We start from the raw sequence: 18,941 nt of genomic DNA, 5'->3' as shown, positions 1-18,941 counted from the left end.
TTATCATCAAACTATGATAAATTTCAGCTCATTCACAGTTAATTTACTATGATGATGGTATGCCGTTCTACTCACTCCATTCACTTCATTGACACCAATCACTCCACTCACTTCATTCACTTCATTCACTGCACTCACTGCACTCACTGCACTCACTGCACTCACTGTACTCACTGCACTCATTGCACTCACTCACTTCATTCACTGTACTCACTGCACTTACTACATTCACTTAATTCACTGCACTTACTCGACTCACTCGACTCACTCGACTCATCCGATCACTTACCTGTTCGATCTTTATCCAATTTACTCCACACAAGTCTGCTATATTCCTTTTCATTCATTTCACTATATCTACTCACTCAAATCCACTCTGGTCCATTCAATCCGTGCACCCTCCACCTTCCGCGATAAATCTATTAATTCCTATTCGACATCGTCATCCCTGTTGTACACCTACGATCGTAGGTATGGTGAAAATCTTAACGAGACGACAGATTCCCACCCTCCATGATTGTGTCAGATCTCGTTCAATTTCATCAATTTTGTTACTTTTGCGTAACTTTTCCGTCTAAAAGTAGTCTATTATTTATGTACTAGATTCCTCTGGTGGAAGATTGGGGATCGATTCGGCATAAAGCATACAGATGGGAGAGTTATAAATCACAATGGTAGTACGCAAAGACACGAAGTTGGTACGGATGGCGGCCAAAAACGGGAAGAAGCTCATTCTTGTTACGTTGGCCGGCTTGATATGGATTCAGCCTGTTTGGAATACGGGAGCTAGTTGGTTTGGTCCTGCTTCAACGGCTTATGCGGCTTCGGATCAGGCCGTCAAATTAAGTGAAGATATCATTACGTCTGGCGCTAAGCTATTAAAATATCAATATACTACAACGAGATCAGGCAAATCGGTGAAGGTCCTTGCCGATGTTATTCAAGTAGATTTAACCAATCCTTATGTCCATCTTGATGTCATGACAGGAAAAGGGGGGCAGGTGACGACCAGGCAATCCGTTCAAGGGATGGCTAGAGAGACTGGAGCGGTAGCGGGTGTTAACGGCGACTTCTTCTCTACGACAGGGCAAGGCGTTGCACTTGGCGGAGCAGTATCTCAAGGGACGCTCATCACGAGTCCCTCGCAGTTGACGGGGATGTATGCTTTTGCCGTACGAAATGATGGAACGCCGCTGATCGACCGTTTCGAGTTCCAGGGAAGCATCATCACTGAGAACGGCCTGACCTTCCCGTTGTCGGGGATCAATCAGGAATCGTATATTACGGAGCCTGACAAGGCTTTTAGCCACGCTAACAAGATGTATATATACACAGACGCCTGGAAGTCCGAGGACCGTCCTAAAGACAGTTCTACGACGCCTACGGAGGTGCTCATCCAAGGCGGCGTAGTGCAGCAAATATCGATTAAAGCGGCTATACCAGGGACGGTACCTTCCGACGGGTACATATTGCGGGCTCACGGGACGGCGTCCGATTTTGTGGCAGCTAACCTGTACGTGGGGCAGCGGGTGGATACAAGCTACAGACTTCGTTCCCTTTCCAGCGGCCAAGAGGTTAACCCTGCAGATTTGAAAATGATGATCGGCGGGCATACGCTGCTTGTGGATGAGGGTAAGCCATCCTCCTTTACGCGCTCGATTACGAGCATCAGCGGCAGCAGCGCGGTGGCCCGGACAGCGGTCGGTTATTCCCGGGACGGGAAATACGCCTACCTGATCGCTGCAGAGAAGAACGGCAGCAGCTCAGGCATGACCTTGGCGGAACTGCAGAAGTTCATGGCGTCGATCGGCGTGTGGAAGGGCCTTAATCTGGATGGCGGAGGATCGACGACGATGGTTGATCGTCCACTGGCCGAAAATGAGGCTAACCTGACCTTCACGACGTCTAATGGAGACGGCTCGCAGCGGGCGGTGGCCAATGGGTTGGGGGTATATACCACAGCTCCTCAAGGATCGCTGATGGGACTTAAGGTAAGCGGAGCAACCACACTTCTGATCGGACAGACGGCGGCTTATTCGCTTAAAGGGTATGACACCTACTATAATCCAGTGGATGCCTCGGGAATCCAGGCGTCCTGGAAGGCGGACAACGGCAATGTAAGCTGGACGGGAGAAGGATTTAAAGGTGTGAAGCCTGGCACATCGCAAATTACGGCAGTCAGCGGGGACGCGAAGGCTAGCATGAAGGTGACCGTCCTGGGCGGCAGCGATTTGGACAGTCTTTCTTCAACGACGACCTATGCTCCGCTTGAAGCAGGCACTAGCGTGTCTGTGCCAATGACGGCCAAGCTGAAGGATGGCCGCACCGTAGAGGTGCCTGCTGAATCCCTTACTTGGGAATTCAAGGGGATGAAGGCCGCGGTATCCGGCGGCGTATTAACGGTACAATCCGTCAATAACGGCGCCAAAGTGGCGTATGCAACGGCGAAGTATGATGGTTTCATCTCTACGCCAATCGTTCTGTCGACCTCGGCAGAGCAAATTTGGGAGAATTTCGAAGGCACATCGTATCCAATTACCTTCAAGGGGCTTCCTGCGGAAACGGCCGGAACGGCTGCGATCGTCCAGGGAGAGGGAGAGCGCCAGAATTCCAAGGTGCTTAAGCTGGATTATGATTTGTCGGGCGGCGCGGGGAATAAATTCGCCTATGCGGAATTCAACGGAACGGCCGGCAGAAGCATTCCTGACGGCTCGACAGCGATGTCAGTAGATGTACTTGGGGATTCCAGCCTCAATTGGCTGCGGGCTGAATTCGCGAATCCGGACGGCAAGGCTGTATACGTAGATCTGGCTAAGCCGCTTAATTTCTCGGGCTGGAAGACATTGACGGTTGATCTGACTGCGGCTGGGCTGAAGCCTTCCGCGAAGCTGAAACGCCTGTACCTCGTCAACCTAGAGGAGGGGCAGGATGAGCGTGCCTTAACGGGAAGCGTATCTTTCGACAATATTAAATTTACATCGCCTGTTATGGACGGAGATATCGGGCTGCCAAGCGCAAAAGTAGTGATGACGGTCGGCCAGAAATCTCTGACTGTGGACGGCAAGAAACAGAGCATCGACGTCGCACCCCTGCTGCAGAACGATACGACATACGTACCCATCAGATATGTCCTGGACCACTTTGGCGGACAGTCGGAATGGAACGGCACAGCCAAGAAAATCACGGTAATGTCGGGCAGCAATGTTCTGGAGCTGACGGTGGGCAAGAAGGAATTTACGATGAACGGCAAGAAGAAACAGTCTGCTGTTTCGCCGATCATTGTCGAAGGGAGGACTTTAGTCCCATTAAGACTGGTGTCGGAGGCACTTGGTATTGATGTAAAATGGGAAAAGAAAACCAAATCCATTACCCTTGAATCATGATATGATTAAATATGGCAGATATGGATACAAGGAAATGGAGAAGGTGTAATTGGACTTTCAAGCCGATGCTATAGATCGCGTGATTAAGAACGCTATAAGCGTTATGGAGAACAGCAAACTGCAAATGCTGGAAATATTGGATTCGGCACGAAATGAGCTGAAAACGCTGAATAACGAGCTTCAGCAGGTCATGAAGGAGACCGCGGAGACCGTGGAGAAGGTCGACCAGCTTGAAGTGAATTACCGGCGTTCGCGCATCCGGCTGACGGAAGTCAGCCGGGATTTTGTGCGATATAAAGAAGAGGATATCAAGCAGGCCTACGAGAGAGCGACACAGCTGCAGCTCGACCTGCTTATTTATCGTGAGAAGGAAATGTACCTGAAGGCCAGACGCGACGAGCTTCAGAAGAGGGCCCGCAATGTGGACAAGTCCGTGGAACGGGCCGAGACGATCGGCACGCAGATGGGAGTTGTGTTAGAATACTTGTCAGGGGAGCTGGGACAAGTTACGCGGATTCTGGAATCCGCCAAGAACCGTCAGATCATCGGCTTGAAAATAATTCTAGCCCAGGAAGAGGAGCGCAAGCGCATCTCCCGGGAGATTCACGATGGACCTGCACAATTGCTCGCGAATCTAGTACTTAGGACGGAAATTGTAGAAAGAATGCTAGCTAGGCAGGAATTTAAGATGGTCCAGGACGAAATAATAGACTTGAAGGCACAAGTGCGCTCCAGCTTGGAAGAGATGCGAAAAGTCATCTTTAATCTTAGACCGATGGCTTTGGATGATTTGGGGCTCATTCCTACACTGCGCAAGTATGTGCATGACTATGAAGAAAAGACCAAAATCCGGACGACCTTTGAGACAAGAGGCAAGGAATACCGTCTGAGCTCCGCCATGGAAGCGGCGGTATTCAGATTGGTCCAGGAAGCGCTCACCAATGCGGCAAAGCATGCCTTTCCAACGTATGTCGTCGTAGAGATTACGTATCAAGCCCAAATGGTTAAAATCATGGTGCAGGATAACGGACTGGGATTCAAGGTGGATCAGCTGGAGCTAAAGAACAAGGAGCATACCCATTTTGGATTGATTGGCATGCGGGAAAGAGTAGAATTGCTGGAAGGAAGAATGGAAATAGAATCAACGGCGAATTTGGGCACCAAAATCGTCATCCATATCCCGACAAACGCAGAGAAGAGGAAGGAGTTACAGGATGGATAATCTTATTTCTAATACTAGACAAACAATCAAAGTTCTCTTAGCTGATGATCATCAACTTTTTCGCGAAGGGCTAAAACGGATTTTAAACATGGAGGAAGACATTGAAGTTGTCGGCGAATGCGGCGACGGCTCTCAGGTGTTGGAATGCTGCCAGCAGTTTTCTCCTGAAATCGTCCTGATGGACATTAATATGCCGCAATTGAACGGAGTGGATGCGACAGCGGAGCTGCGCGATGCTCTTCCTGAGGTAAAGGTAATCATTCTCTCCATTCATGACGACGAGAGTTATGTATTTGAAACGCTTCGCAAAGGAGCCACTGGTTATTTGCTTAAAGATATGGAGGCGGAATCGCTTGTTAATGCGATTCGCACCGTAGCCGAGGGCAACGCTTTTATTCACCCGAAGGTGACGGGCAAGCTGATTCAGCAGCTGCGGCGGATGGAGTACTTAAGCGAGACAGGGGCTATTGCGGAAGACAGCGCCATTCGCGAGGCTGGGGTTAAATTTGTAGCCGGCGACGATAACCCGCTGACGAGACGCGAGGCAGAGGTGCTTCGTCTGATGGCGGAAGGCCGCAGCAATAAAATGATCGGCGAGCACTTGTTCATTAGCGAGAAGACAGTTAAGAACCATGTCAGCAGCATTTTGCAAAAAATGGATGTGGATGATCGGACCCAGGCGGTAATCAATGCCATCAAATTTGGATGGGTAACCTTATAGCACGAAGAAACTTGCTACAGCCGGGAATGGGCTCCAGCAGGGATCTTTGACGCCTGTATGTTTCCAATATTTTCTTGAAATTGAAATGTGAGGTCGCAATCATTGTTTTGTGACAAGGATAAGAAGCAGCAGTTTGGCTTGTACATACAGCTAGGCAGCATAATTCTATTGCGACGAAGGAAAGACGCTCTGTCCTGTCTGGGACAGAAGATGTAAGCCCAGTAACCGACCTGCTTCCGGCGGCATATATTGTCGCATAAGGAGGTTGAGTCGCATGTTTCCTTACATGGCCTGGATCTGGATATTGTTTAGTTATGGCATTGCCGGGACGCTGGTGCATCTTTTCTACAGCAGGCATTTAAAGAATCCATCGATCCCCCGAAAGCAGGTTCACTATATTCTGGTGGCCTATAATCATGAGAACCAAATCGAGTGGTATTTGCGGGCGCTTATGTGGTATAGCTGCTTAAGCGCGCAATCACTAAGGATTACGATACTGGACGAGGGTTCACAGGATGACACGCTGGCCATTATCGAGCGGATGAAGTACGCCAACAGGCTGAATCTGACCGTGATCGGCCGGACCGGAATTCAGGATGAGCATGACATGATCCGCCGCAGTGTCCCTGACGAAGGGGAACAATTGAAATTCATCGATCTTCGGGTGCCGCATGAGGCGGCTAAGATACCGTATGTTCAGGCATAGCTCGAGTCAATTGAATATATTGATGAAACGTAAGATGTGAAGCACACTCTTCGGCATGGCCAAGGGTGTGCTTTTTTATGTTGCTTGGGACGGGAAGTAGTGAGTGATCGAGGATCGAGAGTGGAGAGGGATTGGGTGGAAAGGAAGTGAAGAGGAGGTTAAAAGAACGCGAAAAGAACGTATCGAGGGAAAACAATAAGCCAAACCTCTGCATCCCATACTTAGAACTTTATTTCACTCCCTCGGGGTTGGGAAATGATTCGATAGCTGGATATGTTGCATTTAAAAGCTGCGGTCAGCTGTCAAACAAGCAATTAGCTGGATTTCATGTATTTAAAATGAGTTTCAATGGGAGCCAAATCCAAAAAACAAGCTATTAAGATATGAAATACAGTTAATAGACCCAATTCCTGGCAAGGAGCAAAAGCAGATGCAAGAAATGTATTTAAATTTGGATTTGTAGTCGTGGGTTCAGATGATTATAGAATGGATGGAGGGGATCCGGATGAAAATTTGTTTGTACGCGGTTAGAAACAGGGAAGGATGGCAGGCTGGAGTCAGTCTTGATTTTGCCGTTGATTTGTCATGGTGGACGGAGATGGGACAAAAGGCAGTCGGGGTGACGAGAATTTCGACGAATAGCTGTGATGATTGGCTGCTTAGGGAGGAGGCTGAGCTGTATGAGTGTGCTAGGGCAAGGGCGCTGACAAGGCAGGAGATTGCAGCACGGGAGGCTGAGGTACTTCTGCTTCTAGCTGATAAACTGCCCCTTGGTTTGGCTATCAGCTTCCGTGATGGATTTGTCCATCGGGCCGACATGGATGAGTGGGGAGCAAAGGAGTGGGGGAGGTACATGAAGGATGAGCTGGGACGGCGATTAAAGGCTGAAAAGGACCGGGACAGGCATTTTATCGAAGGATTGCGTCCTGTGCGGCTGATATGGACCAGGGAGAAGGGAATGACACCGGAGGGGTTGGAGGTAAAGGAGGAGCTCGCAGTGAGAGGCCTTCAGGGGAGGGAGTTGGAAGCAGAGCGGGATGCAGAGCAGGATGCAGGAAGGTCTGGACTTGGGTGGCAAAAGCTGGACCTGGCCAGGGAACTGGCAGATACGGGGGAAAAATACAGACAGCTGCTGAGTAAGCAGATATGGGATATGGCGGCCATTGGCCAAGGTGCGTCGCGGCTGGGGGACGCACTGGCGGGCCGGTCGCTGCTGGCAGCGGAGCTCCAGCAGCTCCTGTCTCTTATACACAGCTAGATGTGTATAAGAGACAGCTGCAGAGAAGAACGGCAGCAGCTCAGGCATGACCTTGGCGGAACTGCAGAAGTTCATGGCGTCGATCGGCGTGTGGAAGGGCCCTTGGACATGCGACGTCATGGTGAAGACGATTGTGCTGCGGCTGAACCGTATCGTATCGAGGATGAGGAAGGTCATCAACGGCAACTCCCATTTGCGAATCAGCGATACCAAGCCGGATGAGCTGGGACAGCTCGCGCAGGATTTCAACGGACTTATCGAGACGAATAATCACGTGATCGAACGCATCGTCATGAAGGAGCGGTTAAGAAAGGAAGCTCAGGTCAAGGCGCTGCACATGATCAATTTGCAGGCTATGATCGAGGCAATGTACAGCGCTCGACCATTACCGCTTTGCTTCAGGGCGGAGCCTGCAAGCTTAAGAGTGCTGCATCTAACGGTACTGCACCTAACGGCACTACATCTAACGGTGCTACATCTAACGGTGCTACACCTAACGGCACTACACCTAACGGCACTACACCTAACGGCACTACACCTAACGGCACTACACCTAACGGCACTACACCTAACGGCACTACACCTAACGGTGCAACGTCTAACAGCGCTACACCTAACGGTGGGACTCCTAACGGTGCAACGCTCAATAGTGCAACGCCTAACAGTGCCATGTCTAGCAATGCCAACTCTAACAATGCCGCGCCTAAGAATGCCGTGCCGCCGCCAATCCCGCGCTTTCTGCTCTGGGCCGTGACCGGAGCGGGAAAGACGGAGATGATCTTTCCTTTGATTCAGTATGCGCTTGATCGCGGAGGCACGGTGCTGGTAGCTACACCGAGAAGGGATGTTGTGCTGGAGCTTGCGCCCCGGATTGCAGCAGCGTTTCCAAGCGAGCCAGCAGCAGTTCTTTATGGAGGCAGTACTCAGCGGTGGGAGCAAGCGCGTCTTTTTTTGGCAACGACGCATCAACTGCTGCGCTTCCACCAAGCATTCGATCTGGTCATTATCGATGAGCTGGACGCTTTTCCATACCATAATGATCCTATGCTGGCTTTTGCAGCGGAGGCTTCGTGTAAGCCAAATGGGTATTTCATCTATTTGTCGGCTACGCCTCCGCTTTCCTTACAACGCGAGATCCGCCGGGGAAAGCTGCGCCATGCTAAAGTTCCTGCGCGTTTTCACGGATACCCGCTGCCCGTGCCGCGGCGTGCTGCTATGGGGTCAGTAGAGCATGCGCTACAGCGTCAACGGCTCTCTGCTTCGCTGCTTACCCCCTTGAATGAGTCGATTCAGCGCGGAGCACAAATCTTTATGTTTGTATCCCGAATTTGGCATATTAAGCCTTTTGTGACCCTGCTGAGAGGTAAATTTCCGGCACTGTCCATCGAAGGCACATCCTCCCAGGATGAGGAACGCTCCAATAAAGTACTTGCCTTCCGTTCGGGGGAAATCCGCATACTTGTAACGACGACCATTCTCGAACGAGGCGTGACTGTGCCGAAAAGCGATGTATACATTTTGGATGCCGATAGCGAGCTGTTTGACGAGGCTTCCCTCGTTCAAATGGCCGGCAGGGCTGGGCGCTCCAAGGACGACCCTAATGGGATCGTCGTCTTTGCTTCTCCCGAATGGACCTCTGCGCAGCGTGCAGCCGTAAAGCAGATCAAGTCAATGAACAAGATTGCCATCAAAAGTGGTTTTTTGCGGACAGCAAATCCTAAGAAGGGAGAATGAAAAACTGAGGGAGCGAAGAGTTTTTATAGGAGTGACTCAGTATCACAAATGGTTACAAGAGCTAAAGAGTGAGATAGCTAGAGAGCTGGAGCTTACAACAGAAGTACTTTTATGTTTGCGTCCGACTTGACGCCGTGGACCTGGCGCAGCCTGGCTGAACAGGAGTAATTGTTATGTTTATCGGCATATGGAACAGCTCAACACGAGCAGTAGCCTTATATTTAAGGCAGCTAGCTACATAAGTAAGCGCAACATGTGTAGCAGTAGAGCTAGCATGCATGGGTGCCCTAAGCATATTAAGCAGTAGAGCATGAGTGCCCTAAGCATATTAAGCAGTAGAGCATGAGTGCCCTAAGCATATCAAGAGCATGAGTGACCTAAGTATATGAAACAGCAGCTACATAAGTAGCCCAGCATGTAATGGAGCGGGTGCATGAGTAGCTCAACATATAAAACAGCAGCTACATAAGTAACCCAGCCATGTAAGCAGCGGGTACATAAGTAGCCCAACATAATGAAGCAGCAGGTACATGAGCGGCCTAAGCCTACTAAGCAGTGGGGGAGGTACATAAGTCCTTACATATGCAGTCGGGTATATAGTTGCCTTATATGTAAGCAACAGGTAAAAACGACCTCAATATGTGTGGATCGGCCCCGAATTATGGCAGCTAAAGGATGCATGCAGTCAACGTATGAAGCCGTTCATTTAACTTTTTAATTTTTTCGTTAACCTATTTACGGTGCGTAGTAATCAACGATCCGGGGGCTGCTTCGCGCGTGTTTTCTAGGCTATCTAATCGCTTGCAGACGCTTCTAATTAGCTGCGGTATGCATTATTGGCCCATAGATGGCCGCGGTCTAGCATACGCCGCGATTTAAGCTGTGCAGGTAATCCAACGTGAATAAGAGTAAAAGGAGGATCAGCCGTGATAGTAAGATGTAACGCTGAGCGTGATAACGAGTTAGAATGGAGCCTGCACAGAAATTGTGCAGACGCTTTGCCCCTGCTTTCCGGCCGCCTTAATCAGTTCTTGTCAGGGATGCTGCGGCCAATCCATCAATTGCTGGCTCGGACAGGAGACTCTTGTTTGGCTTGCGGCAAAAGGATCTCTGTGGAGGTTCCCGGCTATCCTGAGTTATGCCTGACATGCTATGCGAGCATTCCCTGGATCATCGATCCGCGGTGCCCTGTCTGCGGCCGACATGTCGGCTGCCCGGATTGCAGCCGGGGCGGAGACATACAGCGTCCTTTGGTTATGAACCGCAGCAGCGTGGCCTATAATGCCGCTATGCGCCAATGGCTCGCTCTGTATAAATACCGGGGTCATGAAGCTTATAGCGCAGTACTGGCGAGAATGATGGGCCGAGCTCTGGAGCAAATGAAGAAAGAGCTTGGGTTGCGGGGGGCATTTTTCGATGCGGTGACTTTCGTTCCGCTGAGTGAAGAAAGATGGGGAGAACGCGGATTTAATCAAGCAGAAGAACTGGCTAGAGGAGCAGCTTTAGCTGGGGGAAATAGGGGGAGAAGCTTGCCGTTGTTGCATCTTTTAGCCCGTGTTCGGCATACCGGCAAGCAAAGCTTCAAGAGCAGAAATGAAAGGCTCAAAAGCATGCAAGGCGTATTTCAGGCCTTACCCCATGCAGCTGAGCAGCTGGGAAGGATAATTTTAAGGCCCGGGAGAGTGCGGATTGACCAGGAAAAGGGGATCCGTTTGCTGCTGGTGGACGATGTGTATACAACGGGAAGTACAATGAATGCTTGCGCAGCTGTACTGCAGCACAGCTGTGCCGAGCTGGGATATTGCGGGGAAATATACGGGCTAACTTGGGCAAGGTCCTAAAGTATAGCAAAATATCAGTACTTTTGTACGAAATTATGGACGAACGCCCCTAAAATAAGGTAATCTATCATAAATGGCTTTATGAATGGAGTAGTAGGGGGAATAGTTATGAATTTAGGCAATTGTCCGCGCTGCGGCAAACTGTTCGCCAATAATTTCAGAGACATCTGTCCTTCCTGTATTAAAGAAATTGAGCAAGAGTATGAGAAATGTCTGAAATTTTTGCGCGAAGAAAAAATGGCTACCATTCAAGAAGTTTCGGAAGCGACAGGCGTCTCGATTAAGCAGATAACGAAGTTTATTAAAGAGGGACGCATTACCGTAGCTGACAATCCCAATATGATGTACCCTTGCGAAGTATGCGGAGTTCTTATTCGCCAGAATAACATGTGCGATTCGTGTCGCACTCGATTAACGCGGGATTTTGCTGGTGCGGCGAGAGAGGGATTAGGAAATGAGCAAGATGGAACTGCCGATCGGAAAGGCAGTGGCGCATACGGCGCTGTCGACAAATTCCGCAACTAATCGTGCGTAAAGAACCGAAATAATGCTACAATAATATAAATAAACCTATAGTTCGCTATTAACAATGATTCAACCAACGCCGATAAACTTATTAAAGATTATCGGTTTTTTTGATTAGAAAGAAAGGTGGGGCCCATGAAGATCAACGAAACAGGACGGGTCGGAGCAATTAATAACTATAATCGTCATATTGATTCGCAGCGTCAAGAAACATACAGCAAAGCACGACGCAAGGATGAGGTGACCATCTCAACGGAGGCGATGGAGCTGCTGCAGGCACAGGAGAAGGCACAGGATCCGCGGCGCTTGGAACGGATAGAAGAGCTTAAAGCCCAGGTATCCTCTGGCACGTATCATGTCGATGCTGGCAAGCTGGCGGAGAAGCTCGTTCCGTATTTTAAGTCGATGACTGAGAAGTAGGGGGCGGCTATGTCAGTTCAAGATTTGATTGATGCATTGGAACAGATGGATCAGCGTTATGAAGCATTGCTTGAAGTGATGCTGGAGAAGAAGCAAGCTATTATAAGCAATGAGTACGAAGGATTAGTTCGTACAATTTCTAAGGAATCCAAAATGCTTAAAGGCATTGAGGAGCAGGAGAAGCAAATCCTGGCATCCGCGCAAGCTTTTTTGCAATCTAAGGGAATTAAATCCCGATTGGAATTAACCATTACGGAATTGCTGCGTTTAGTATTTGATCCAGAGGAGAAACGGGCTCTTTCCGAAATTCAAAACAAGCTGAGTGATCGCTTAAGCAAGCTCAAGCAAATTAATACGTTAAATCAAAGCTTGATCGACCAGTCGCTTTCTTTTATCGACTTTTCTCTAAACTTGATGGTGGGCGGCATGGACGAAGAGGCCACTTATGCCCCTCCCCAGCAGCAGGAAAGAAGAACCTCGGCGAGAAGCAGCTTTGATACGAGAGCTTAAGCTTTGACGATATAAGTGCTAGTTCAAAATAAATGATCAGCATCGGAGCGTATGCTTTTGATGTCGTTTATTATATATGTTTTAGCTTTGAATGAAACAGGGCCTTAGAAGCACAGTTACACGCTTTCAGGGAAAACGATTGCGGCAGAAGCAAGCGTTGGAGAAGCTATGTAAGCACCCGGAATGTTTTGGATGAGCATGCTTCGAAAGCCAAGACTGGCCCGGATAAATATATAAATCGATGTTGAGCGGGCTTTTTGAACAACATCTATAAAGGAGAATGATGATGACCTCCACATTTCATGGATTAGAGACGAGTAAGCGGGCGTTATTCGTTAATACAACTTCAATGCAGACGCTGGGACATAACATCGCTAATGCGGGTACAGAGGGTTATACGCGCCAGCGTGTAAATACAACGGAAGCGCGGCCAATCTGGGCTATGGGGATGACGAGAAGTCAGCAGCCAGGGATGCTTGGGACGGGTGTTGAGTATGGAAGTATCACTCGAATTCGAGATAGCTTCCTGGATACGCAATTCCGGCGTGAGAACCAGTACCTTGGCTCCTGGGAAGTGCTGAATTCAACGATGGTTTCAATTCAAAGCATTTTGAACGAGCCCTCGGGAAGCGGTCTTAGCAAGGTCATGGATGACTTTTGGAACGCTTGGGAGACGCTTAACCGCGATCCCTCTCTCCTAAGTGCCCGGGTAGCCGTTGCTGGAGCAGCGAGCAACCTGACGGATACGCTGCAGCATATAAGCAGTGCTTTGAATAATTTAACTAGTGATCTAACGGCAAACATCGACAAGAAGGTCATGGAAGCTAACAATATTCTCGACAATATTGCCCGACTGAATGTCCTTATTCGAGACAATGAAAGCTTTGGGGACAATGCCAACGATTACCGCGATCAGAGGGATTTGCTGATAGACCAATTATCTACGATCGTTGATGTTCAATTTGTGGAGAACGAAAACGGTATGGTTAGCCTGACTTCAGCAGGAGTAAACGTGCTGGATGGGGAGAACGTCACTTACTTAACGGCAGCCAATGCAGCGACAGCCACGGCAGGGCAGCTCAATGGCTATACGAGATCGCTGGAAGAGACAACTACTATTCGCAATCAATTGAACGCATTGGTGAGCACGCTCGTTACAGGGGATGTTAAGGTTACTCTTAGTAATGGATATATTGCTTCCCAGGATATGGTGGCTCTTAATGACGTCACTCTGGAAGGCGGTACGGTTATTCCGGCAGGCCAAAATATTCCAGCTGGCTCCACGATCACCTCATCTGTGGATGTAATGGTCAAAGGCTTCAATGGTCTGCATCAACTGGGTTACTCCCTAACCGACCCACCGGCTTCAGGCATTCCATTCTTTGTCTCGACCGGGGGAGGATTTACGATTGATGACATTCGGGTGAACCCGGCCATTATTAGTAATACCAATAATATCGCAGCATCCTCTAAATACGAGAATGTAAACGGAGTTAACAAGGTCATTCGGGGGAATAGCGATATTGCCAACGCTCTAGCATCAATGCGTGACGCCTTGTTTACCTTCCCGGCGAATCTAACATCCCTCTCCACAGGCTCTACGGACGACTACTTCCGAGCGCTGATTGGCGATTTGGGAATCCGGGCAAGCAATACGCTCCGGAATTATGAGAATCAGTACAGCATGACGGATAACCTGCAAATGCAGCGCCAATCGGTCAGCGGCGTCTCTCTAGACGAAGAATTCGCGGATATGATCCGCTTTCAGCAAGCCTACAATGCAGCGGCACGTAATATGACAGCGGTAGATGAAATGCTTGACCGTATTATTAACCAAATGGGTCACGTTGGAAGGTAATGATAAGGAGTAGGAGGCTAAATCAGTATGCGTGTAACAGGTTCAATGCAAAACATCCAGTTGCTGCGTAATTTGCGCAATATTAACTTTGCTATGACGCAAGGACAGCAGGAGCTGGCGACAGGCCAGCGGATCAGCAAGCCGAGTGACGATCCTGTAGGCGTCGGCTACCAAATGCGCTATGACACAGACCTCGCTAGAAGCGAAGAGTTTCTGATGAATGCTCAGACAGGAACCGAGATTTTGAAGACGATGGATTCCTTAATGCAGCAGGCCTCAGACGTGTTGAAACGGGTGAGAACACTGGCTCTGCAGGGAGCCAATGGGACGCTGGATTCTCAGCAAAGACAAACAATTTCTGCTGAAGTTAAACAATTGAAAGAGCAAATGGTGACGATCGGAAACAGCACCTATAACGGCCGGTACCTTTTTAATGGCCAAAAAACCGATCAGGCGCCTTACACCGTGAATGGAGCCGCAGGCGAAAACACTGACCCGGGATTGTATTACTTGAATGTTAGCCCGGCTGTTAAGGTTCCGGTAAGCATTACGGGCGAGATTGTTTTTGGTGAAGCTAATTCGCCCAATAATGTCTTTGGCGTATTGGACGAACTTATATCCGCATTGGACTCGAACAATGTAGAGGGTATTTCAGCAAGTGTAGACAAGATTGACGCGGCTACAGACCATATGGCTATCAGTTGGGCTGAGATTGGGGCGCGCATGAATAGATTTGATTTAATGGACAATCGAATCCAAGGGGAGCAGGTAAGTATAAAGGAACAGCGCTCTAACGTTGCTGACGTAGATTTTTCCGAGGCGATTATGAATTTGAAAATGAAGGAAAACGTGCTGCAGGCTGCACTCTCCACGGGAGCTAGAATTATGCAGACATCTTTGTTGGATTTTATAAGGTAGTCTATATCTGAAATAGGGAGGGGACGGTATGTACGGAATTCAGCCGCCGGTTCTTTCCGGAGATTGGGGGCAGTATAGGCCAGCGGAGCTTACCGTGCGATTAACCCCTCCGGAAATGATTACGGACTGGTCGAGTGTTTTCGATGATTTGGAGCTTAAGCGCCCACATTCCTTGATGAGAGAAATTGAAGGCAAAATTCAAGGGGAATTATTGCAGAATATCGCAACCAAAGCCCAAGAAGGGGATCGGGTAGCTAATATATCTGCGGGAGAGAAGAATGTTTTTGGAAAAATAGCTCATCAGAGGTATATGCAAAATGGGCAGAAGGAAGTCACTATAGCAGCGCTCCCCACGCAGGGAGTTTACATAGATTTTCGTATTTATCCACCAGAGATTAACGTTGAAGCGAGAGGAGCTCTTCCGAGATGAACCAACATGCGGATCAAACAAATGCCATCATCATTGACAGCGAGACATATGGGCGCATAGTTATTGAATCCGATCATATTTATCGCTTTGGAGCTGGTATTGTAGGAGTTCCGTCAATCTACGAATATGGTCTGATACCGATTGAGAATTCTCCTTTCTATATTCTTCACGCTTTAGGGGAGCAAATCAGCTTCATTGTAATTTCCGCTCATCAGGCGGTGGATAACTATAACTTTACAATATCCGACGAGGTGGCGGAGATTCTTGCGGTAGAACAAGCAGATGAGGTTGCTGTTATGCTCATCGTGAACATCCAGCAGGAGCAGCTGTATTTAAATTTAAAGGCACCTATTCTGTTGGCGCCTGGCTCTCGGCAAGGATGTCAATATATTATTCATGACCAGGAACTGCCAATACGACATCTCCTTCAACGGAAGGAGGATTGAGCCATGCTCGTTCTCAAACGTAAGCTGGGGGAATCCGTGATGATCGGAGACCAAATACAGGTTCAAATTCTAGGCATTGAAGGTGATCAAATCAAGCTTGGATTTGTAGCACCCAAAGAAGTTCAAATACTACGTCAAGAGCTTTATATCGGAATTGCTTCCGAGAATAATGCAGCAAGAGAACAATCAAATGTCATTCAACCGGAGCAAATCTTGAACCTGCTTAAGAACTTTAAAATGTAATGCCATATTACAATTTAGGTGGGGTTGGAATGAATATTAATCAGGTCCATGGCAAGGAGTTGCCTATTAGCAGCATAAGAGGAGCCGTCTCAAGGGATGGTGGAAGTGATCCGGTTAAAGCAAATTTAGCGGCACGGAAGTTTGATTATAATTCCTTGACAGAAGAAGAGAAGTTAAGTCTTGAAGAAGAAGTTAAGAAGCTCAATCATTCCATAGCTTCTTCCGGCAAGCATTTGCAGTTTAAATACAACGAAGATGCTGCGCAGTTGTATGTTGAAATTATTGATCTGGAGACTAAGGAAGTGCTTTCTAGCCTGCCGCCAGAGTTTTTGATCGATTTATCTTTAAAAATGAAGGAACTAGTAGGAATGTTCTTCGATGAAAAAATATAGGGAAGGTGTGATTCAGAAATGGGAATTAGTTTAACGGGGTTAGCCTCTGGCTTGGATACTGCGTCAATTATTAATAATTTGATGAAGTTGGAACGTATTCCATATGACAAATTGGAGATGAAGAAGACAAAGGTAACGGATAACAAGAATATTTTTAATAATATTAATTTGAAGCTGAAAGCGTTGCGTGACGCAGCGACCAATTTATCCGATGTAGAAGCGTTCCGGACTAACAGTGCGGTTAGCTCTGATTCAGCCAAGCTCTCTGCTACTGCAGGGAGCAGCGCGCTAAATGGAAGCTATTCTGTAGAAGTTGTACAATTAGCAAAACGCCAGGTGAACGCGACTGCAGCAATCCAAATGAAACAAGCTGACGGGGAAGACAGATTGTTCAGCAATTCAGATTTGCTGGCGGCTAAGAGTATCAAGGTGAACGGTGTGAGCCTTAATCTGGATGGGCTGGATCTGGAAGGGAAAAGCTTCGAGAATGCGCTTGTAGAAATTTCAAAGCAGATCAACAAGCAGTTTGGAGATGAGGTACAGGCTTCGCTCGTTCAAACGGCAGAAGGCCAGAAAAGCCTGGTTGTAACGGCGAAGGAAACCGGTAAGACAGTTGATCTGGAAGGTGCCGGGATTTTTGAGCTTCAATCTAAAGTGACTGCTCAGGTGGCCAAAATCAAGGTCAACGGCATTGATGTCGAGAGCTCCAGCAATACAGTAACCGATGCTATTCCCGGAGTTACGTTAAATTTATTGGCTGAGGAATCCACGGTTAATGTTGAAGTGAAGCAGGATGTTGACAAAATCGCGGAAAAGGTCGAGAAGTTTGTTAGTGCCTTTAATGATGTTGTTAAATTGATTCGCGAGAATACGAAGATGATTACGAATGAGAAGAACCCTGATGGATCGTATAAAAATTTCAAAACAAATCTTCAGGGGGATTCCATGTTAAAGAGCCTCCAAAGCGAATTGTATAATATCATCAATGCTGTGGAGGGGGCCACTGGGAATGACAGGCTGTTTCTGATTGGTCTGGAAGTTGATAAAGGGGCTACTACTGCGGCGATGATGACGGGAGAGCTTGATTTCGATAAGGAATTATTTAAGGAGAAACTGCTTGCTGATCCTGCCATCGTCGAAGAACTGATTAATGGGGATCAAGGGCTGGGAACGCTCGCTAAAGATCGTCTGTATGACTGGACAAGAACCAATGGACTGCTTGCCTCCCGAATGGAGGGGTACGATAGCGAAATCAAGTATATCACCGAACAGATGGATAGTATGGAGCAACGATTGATTCTGAAGGAAGAAGCCATGAAGAAGAAGTATGTACAAATGGAAGTGGCTCTATCCAAATTGCAGTCCCAGCAAAGCTGGATGGCCGGACAGCTTAATGCACTCACAGCTTCAAATAAATCATAGATATACTTAGGAGATGAAAGTTATGGCCCTGCAAAATAGGTCTGCCTATCAAAGCTACCAGCGAAACAAGTATGAGACGGCCTCGCCTCATCGTCTTACGTTGATGCTGTATAATGGCGCCGTACAATTTGCTTCCCGTGCTGAACAAGCCATGCAGGAGGGCAATGTGAAGGATGCGAATACATTCATTCAGAGGACGCAGGACATTGTTTATGAATTGATTTCTTCATTAAATGAACAGGAAGGTGGCGAGCTGGCTCGTAACCTTAAAAATATTTATTTGTATATTGTGGAGCGGCTGGTTCAGGCGAATCTTAAAAAGGAGCAAGGCTATGTCACTGAGGTCATCGTCCTGCTCAAAGAACTTCAATCTGCCTGGGAGCAGATCGGGAAGGAAGTTAGTCTTGGACAAGCTTGATCTTATTATGGCCAATCGTCGCCAGACACTATATGATCAGCTCCTTCAGTGCGCCAAAGCACAGCTTCACTTATTCACGGAAGAGCCTGTGAACGAAGCAGCAGAGCTGGAGACTTTTGTGCAGTTGTCTCAGCAATGGGAGCAGATTTGCGCTGAAATTGAGGACCTGGATAAGAAGACAGGAACCATGCTGCCTCCATCGTCTTCTCTTGTGGAGCTTATGGAGAAAATTGCTGAGACGCTGCAGCAAATTGAACAGCGGCTGCATGCTTCCATGAATGAAACTGGAAGCGAGCTGAAGGCCGTGAATAATCAAAGACTGGTTATGAATGCTTACTATGGCATGAATCAGAAAGGCCAGAGCTCTCTTTACTTTGATGAAAAAAAATAATTATTTTTGATTTTAGGTATAAAGTTATATGAAAGCTCTGCCGATATATTATTTAGGCCACAAGGATGTAGCCTAGTATAAACCAATCATGGAGGATGATTAG

General features: G+C 48.0%; 18 protein-coding genes and 2 pseudogenes. All 20 read left to right on the top strand.

What is annotated here, in order from left to right:
* Positions 1–671: 671 nt before the first annotated feature.
* The 20 genes and pseudogenes from BN2762_RS05750 to BN2762_RS05655 all read left to right on the top strand — a co-directional run bounded on the left by BN2762_RS05750 (position 672) and on the right by BN2762_RS05655 (position 18,838).
* Positions 672–3,383 carry a stalk domain-containing protein gene (locus BN2762_RS05750; protein ID WP_055106071.1) on the top strand — a complete coding sequence of 904 codons (2,712 nt, stop codon included), beginning with the start codon at positions 672–674 and terminating at the stop codon, positions 3,381–3,383.
* A 49-nt stretch (positions 3,384–3,432) separates the two neighbouring features.
* A complete protein-coding gene (locus tag BN2762_RS05745; RefSeq protein ID WP_055106070.1) occupies positions 3,433–4,605 on the top strand; it encodes a sensor histidine kinase in 1,173 nt (390 codons plus the stop codon).
* On the top strand, positions 4,598–5,326 hold the full coding sequence (locus BN2762_RS05740) for a response regulator (RefSeq protein ID WP_055106069.1): 729 nt from the start codon (positions 4,598–4,600) through the stop codon (positions 5,324–5,326). Before BN2762_RS05745 ends, BN2762_RS05740 begins: the two co-directional genes overlap by 8 nt.
* Before the next feature lie 274 nt (positions 5,327–5,600).
* Entirely contained in the window at positions 5,601–6,032 is a 432-nt protein-coding gene (locus BN2762_RS05735; RefSeq protein WP_055106068.1) for a glycosyltransferase family 2 protein, read from the top strand.
* A gap of 505 nt (positions 6,033–6,537) precedes the next feature.
* Positions 6,538–7,290, top strand: coding sequence for a hypothetical protein (locus BN2762_RS26800; protein WP_055106067.1), 753 nt, complete (start codon positions 6,538–6,540; stop codon positions 7,288–7,290).
* Positions 7,291–7,336: 46 nt separating this feature from the next.
* A pseudogene (locus BN2762_RS27525) lies at positions 7,337–7,492 on the top strand (hypothetical protein); the annotation flags it as partial.
* A 428-nt stretch (positions 7,493–7,920) separates the two neighbouring features.
* A pseudogene (locus BN2762_RS05720) lies at positions 7,921–9,024 on the top strand (helicase-related protein); the annotation flags it as partial.
* A gap of 926 nt (positions 9,025–9,950) precedes the next feature.
* Entirely contained in the window at positions 9,951–10,865 is a 915-nt protein-coding gene (locus tag BN2762_RS05715; protein WP_230202435.1) for a ComF family protein, read from the top strand.
* Positions 10,866–10,973: 108 nt separating this feature from the next.
* Positions 10,974–11,390: a TIGR03826 family flagellar region protein gene (locus BN2762_RS05710; RefSeq protein ID WP_055106064.1), complete on the top strand. Its 417-nt coding sequence runs from the start codon at positions 10,974–10,976 to the stop codon at positions 11,388–11,390.
* Between the two features lie 135 nt (positions 11,391–11,525).
* Positions 11,526–11,810, top strand: a complete 285-nt coding sequence (gene flgM / locus BN2762_RS05705) for a flagellar biosynthesis anti-sigma factor FlgM (RefSeq protein ID WP_055106063.1) — start codon at positions 11,526–11,528, stop codon at positions 11,808–11,810.
* A gap of 9 nt (positions 11,811–11,819) precedes the next feature.
* Positions 11,820–12,320 carry a flagellar protein FlgN gene (locus tag BN2762_RS05700; RefSeq protein ID WP_055106062.1) on the top strand — a complete coding sequence of 167 codons (501 nt, stop codon included), beginning with the start codon at positions 11,820–11,822 and terminating at the stop codon, positions 12,318–12,320.
* Between the two features lie 280 nt (positions 12,321–12,600).
* Positions 12,601–14,178 carry a flagellar hook-associated protein FlgK gene (flgK, locus tag BN2762_RS05695; protein ID WP_230202434.1) on the top strand — a complete coding sequence of 526 codons (1,578 nt, stop codon included), beginning with the start codon at positions 12,601–12,603 and terminating at the stop codon, positions 14,176–14,178.
* A gap of 27 nt (positions 14,179–14,205) precedes the next feature.
* Positions 14,206–15,096 (top strand): flagellar hook-associated protein FlgL, encoded by an 891-nt coding sequence (flgL, locus tag BN2762_RS05690; RefSeq protein ID WP_055106060.1) that lies wholly within the window; start codon positions 14,206–14,208, stop codon positions 15,094–15,096.
* Between the two features lie 28 nt (positions 15,097–15,124).
* A complete protein-coding gene (locus BN2762_RS05685; RefSeq protein WP_055106059.1) occupies positions 15,125–15,526 on the top strand; it encodes a DUF6470 family protein in 402 nt (133 codons plus the stop codon).
* Positions 15,523–15,972: a flagellar assembly protein FliW gene (gene fliW, locus BN2762_RS05680; RefSeq protein ID WP_055106058.1), complete on the top strand. Its 450-nt coding sequence runs from the start codon at positions 15,523–15,525 to the stop codon at positions 15,970–15,972. Before BN2762_RS05685 ends, fliW begins: the two co-directional genes overlap by 4 nt.
* 3 nt (positions 15,973–15,975) lie before the next feature.
* Entirely contained in the window at positions 15,976–16,215 is a 240-nt protein-coding gene (csrA, locus tag BN2762_RS05675) for a carbon storage regulator CsrA (RefSeq protein WP_055106057.1), read from the top strand.
* 29 nt (positions 16,216–16,244) lie between these two features.
* Positions 16,245–16,607 (top strand): flagellar protein FlaG, encoded by a 363-nt coding sequence (locus BN2762_RS05670; RefSeq protein WP_148499884.1) that lies wholly within the window; start codon positions 16,245–16,247, stop codon positions 16,605–16,607.
* 18 nt (positions 16,608–16,625) lie between these two features.
* Positions 16,626–18,029, top strand: a complete 1,404-nt coding sequence (gene fliD, locus BN2762_RS05665; RefSeq protein WP_055106055.1) for a flagellar filament capping protein FliD — start codon at positions 16,626–16,628, stop codon at positions 18,027–18,029.
* 22 nt (positions 18,030–18,051) lie between these two features.
* A complete protein-coding gene (gene fliS, locus BN2762_RS05660) occupies positions 18,052–18,447 on the top strand; it encodes a flagellar export chaperone FliS (protein ID WP_055106054.1) in 396 nt (131 codons plus the stop codon).
* 7 nt (positions 18,448–18,454) lie between these two features.
* Entirely contained in the window at positions 18,455–18,838 is a 384-nt protein-coding gene (locus tag BN2762_RS05655; RefSeq protein ID WP_222861030.1) for a flagellar protein FliT, read from the top strand.
* The last annotated feature ends 103 nt before the right edge of the window (positions 18,839–18,941 follow it).

It is taken from the genome of Paenibacillus ihumii, from assembly GCF_001403875.1.
Lineage (GTDB): Bacteria > Bacillota > Bacilli > Paenibacillales > Paenibacillaceae > Fontibacillus > Fontibacillus ihumii.
This window is presented reverse-complemented; position numbering and strand designations above follow the sequence as displayed.

Bases quoted from the DNA above. Each gene is read 5' to 3' on its own strand.
- BN2762_RS05655 (WP_222861030.1), top strand. From the start codon at position 18,455: ATGGCCAATCGTCGCCAGACACTATATGATCAGCTCCTTCAGTGCGCC.
- flgM (WP_055106063.1), top strand. From the start codon at position 11,526: ATGAAGATCAACGAAACAGGACGGGTCGGAGCAATTAATAACTATAAT.
- csrA (WP_055106057.1), top strand. From the start codon at position 15,976: ATGCTCGTTCTCAAACGTAAGCTGGGGGAATCCGTGATGATCGGAGAC.
- fliD (WP_055106055.1), top strand. From the start codon at position 16,626: ATGGGAATTAGTTTAACGGGGTTAGCCTCTGGCTTGGATACTGCGTCA.
- BN2762_RS05750 (WP_055106071.1), top strand. From the start codon at position 672: ATGGTAGTACGCAAAGACACGAAGTTGGTACGGATGGCGGCCAAAAAC.
- flgK (WP_230202434.1), top strand. From the start codon at position 12,601: ATGATGATGACCTCCACATTTCATGGATTAGAGACGAGTAAGCGGGCG.
- BN2762_RS05735 (WP_055106068.1), top strand. From the start codon at position 5,601: ATGTTTCCTTACATGGCCTGGATCTGGATATTGTTTAGTTATGGCATT.
- flgL (WP_055106060.1), top strand. From the start codon at position 14,206: ATGCGTGTAACAGGTTCAATGCAAAACATCCAGTTGCTGCGTAATTTG.
- BN2762_RS26800 (WP_055106067.1), top strand. From the start codon at position 6,538: ATGAAAATTTGTTTGTACGCGGTTAGAAACAGGGAAGGATGGCAGGCT.
- fliS (WP_055106054.1), top strand. From the start codon at position 18,052: ATGGCCCTGCAAAATAGGTCTGCCTATCAAAGCTACCAGCGAAACAAG.
- BN2762_RS05670 (WP_148499884.1), top strand. From the start codon at position 16,245: ATGAATATTAATCAGGTCCATGGCAAGGAGTTGCCTATTAGCAGCATA.
- BN2762_RS05685 (WP_055106059.1), top strand. From the start codon at position 15,125: ATGTACGGAATTCAGCCGCCGGTTCTTTCCGGAGATTGGGGGCAGTAT.
- BN2762_RS05740 (WP_055106069.1), top strand. From the start codon at position 4,598: ATGGATAATCTTATTTCTAATACTAGACAAACAATCAAAGTTCTCTTA.
- fliW (WP_055106058.1), top strand. From the start codon at position 15,523: ATGAACCAACATGCGGATCAAACAAATGCCATCATCATTGACAGCGAG.
- BN2762_RS05710 (WP_055106064.1), top strand. From the start codon at position 10,974: ATGAATTTAGGCAATTGTCCGCGCTGCGGCAAACTGTTCGCCAATAAT.
- BN2762_RS05700 (WP_055106062.1), top strand. From the start codon at position 11,820: ATGTCAGTTCAAGATTTGATTGATGCATTGGAACAGATGGATCAGCGT.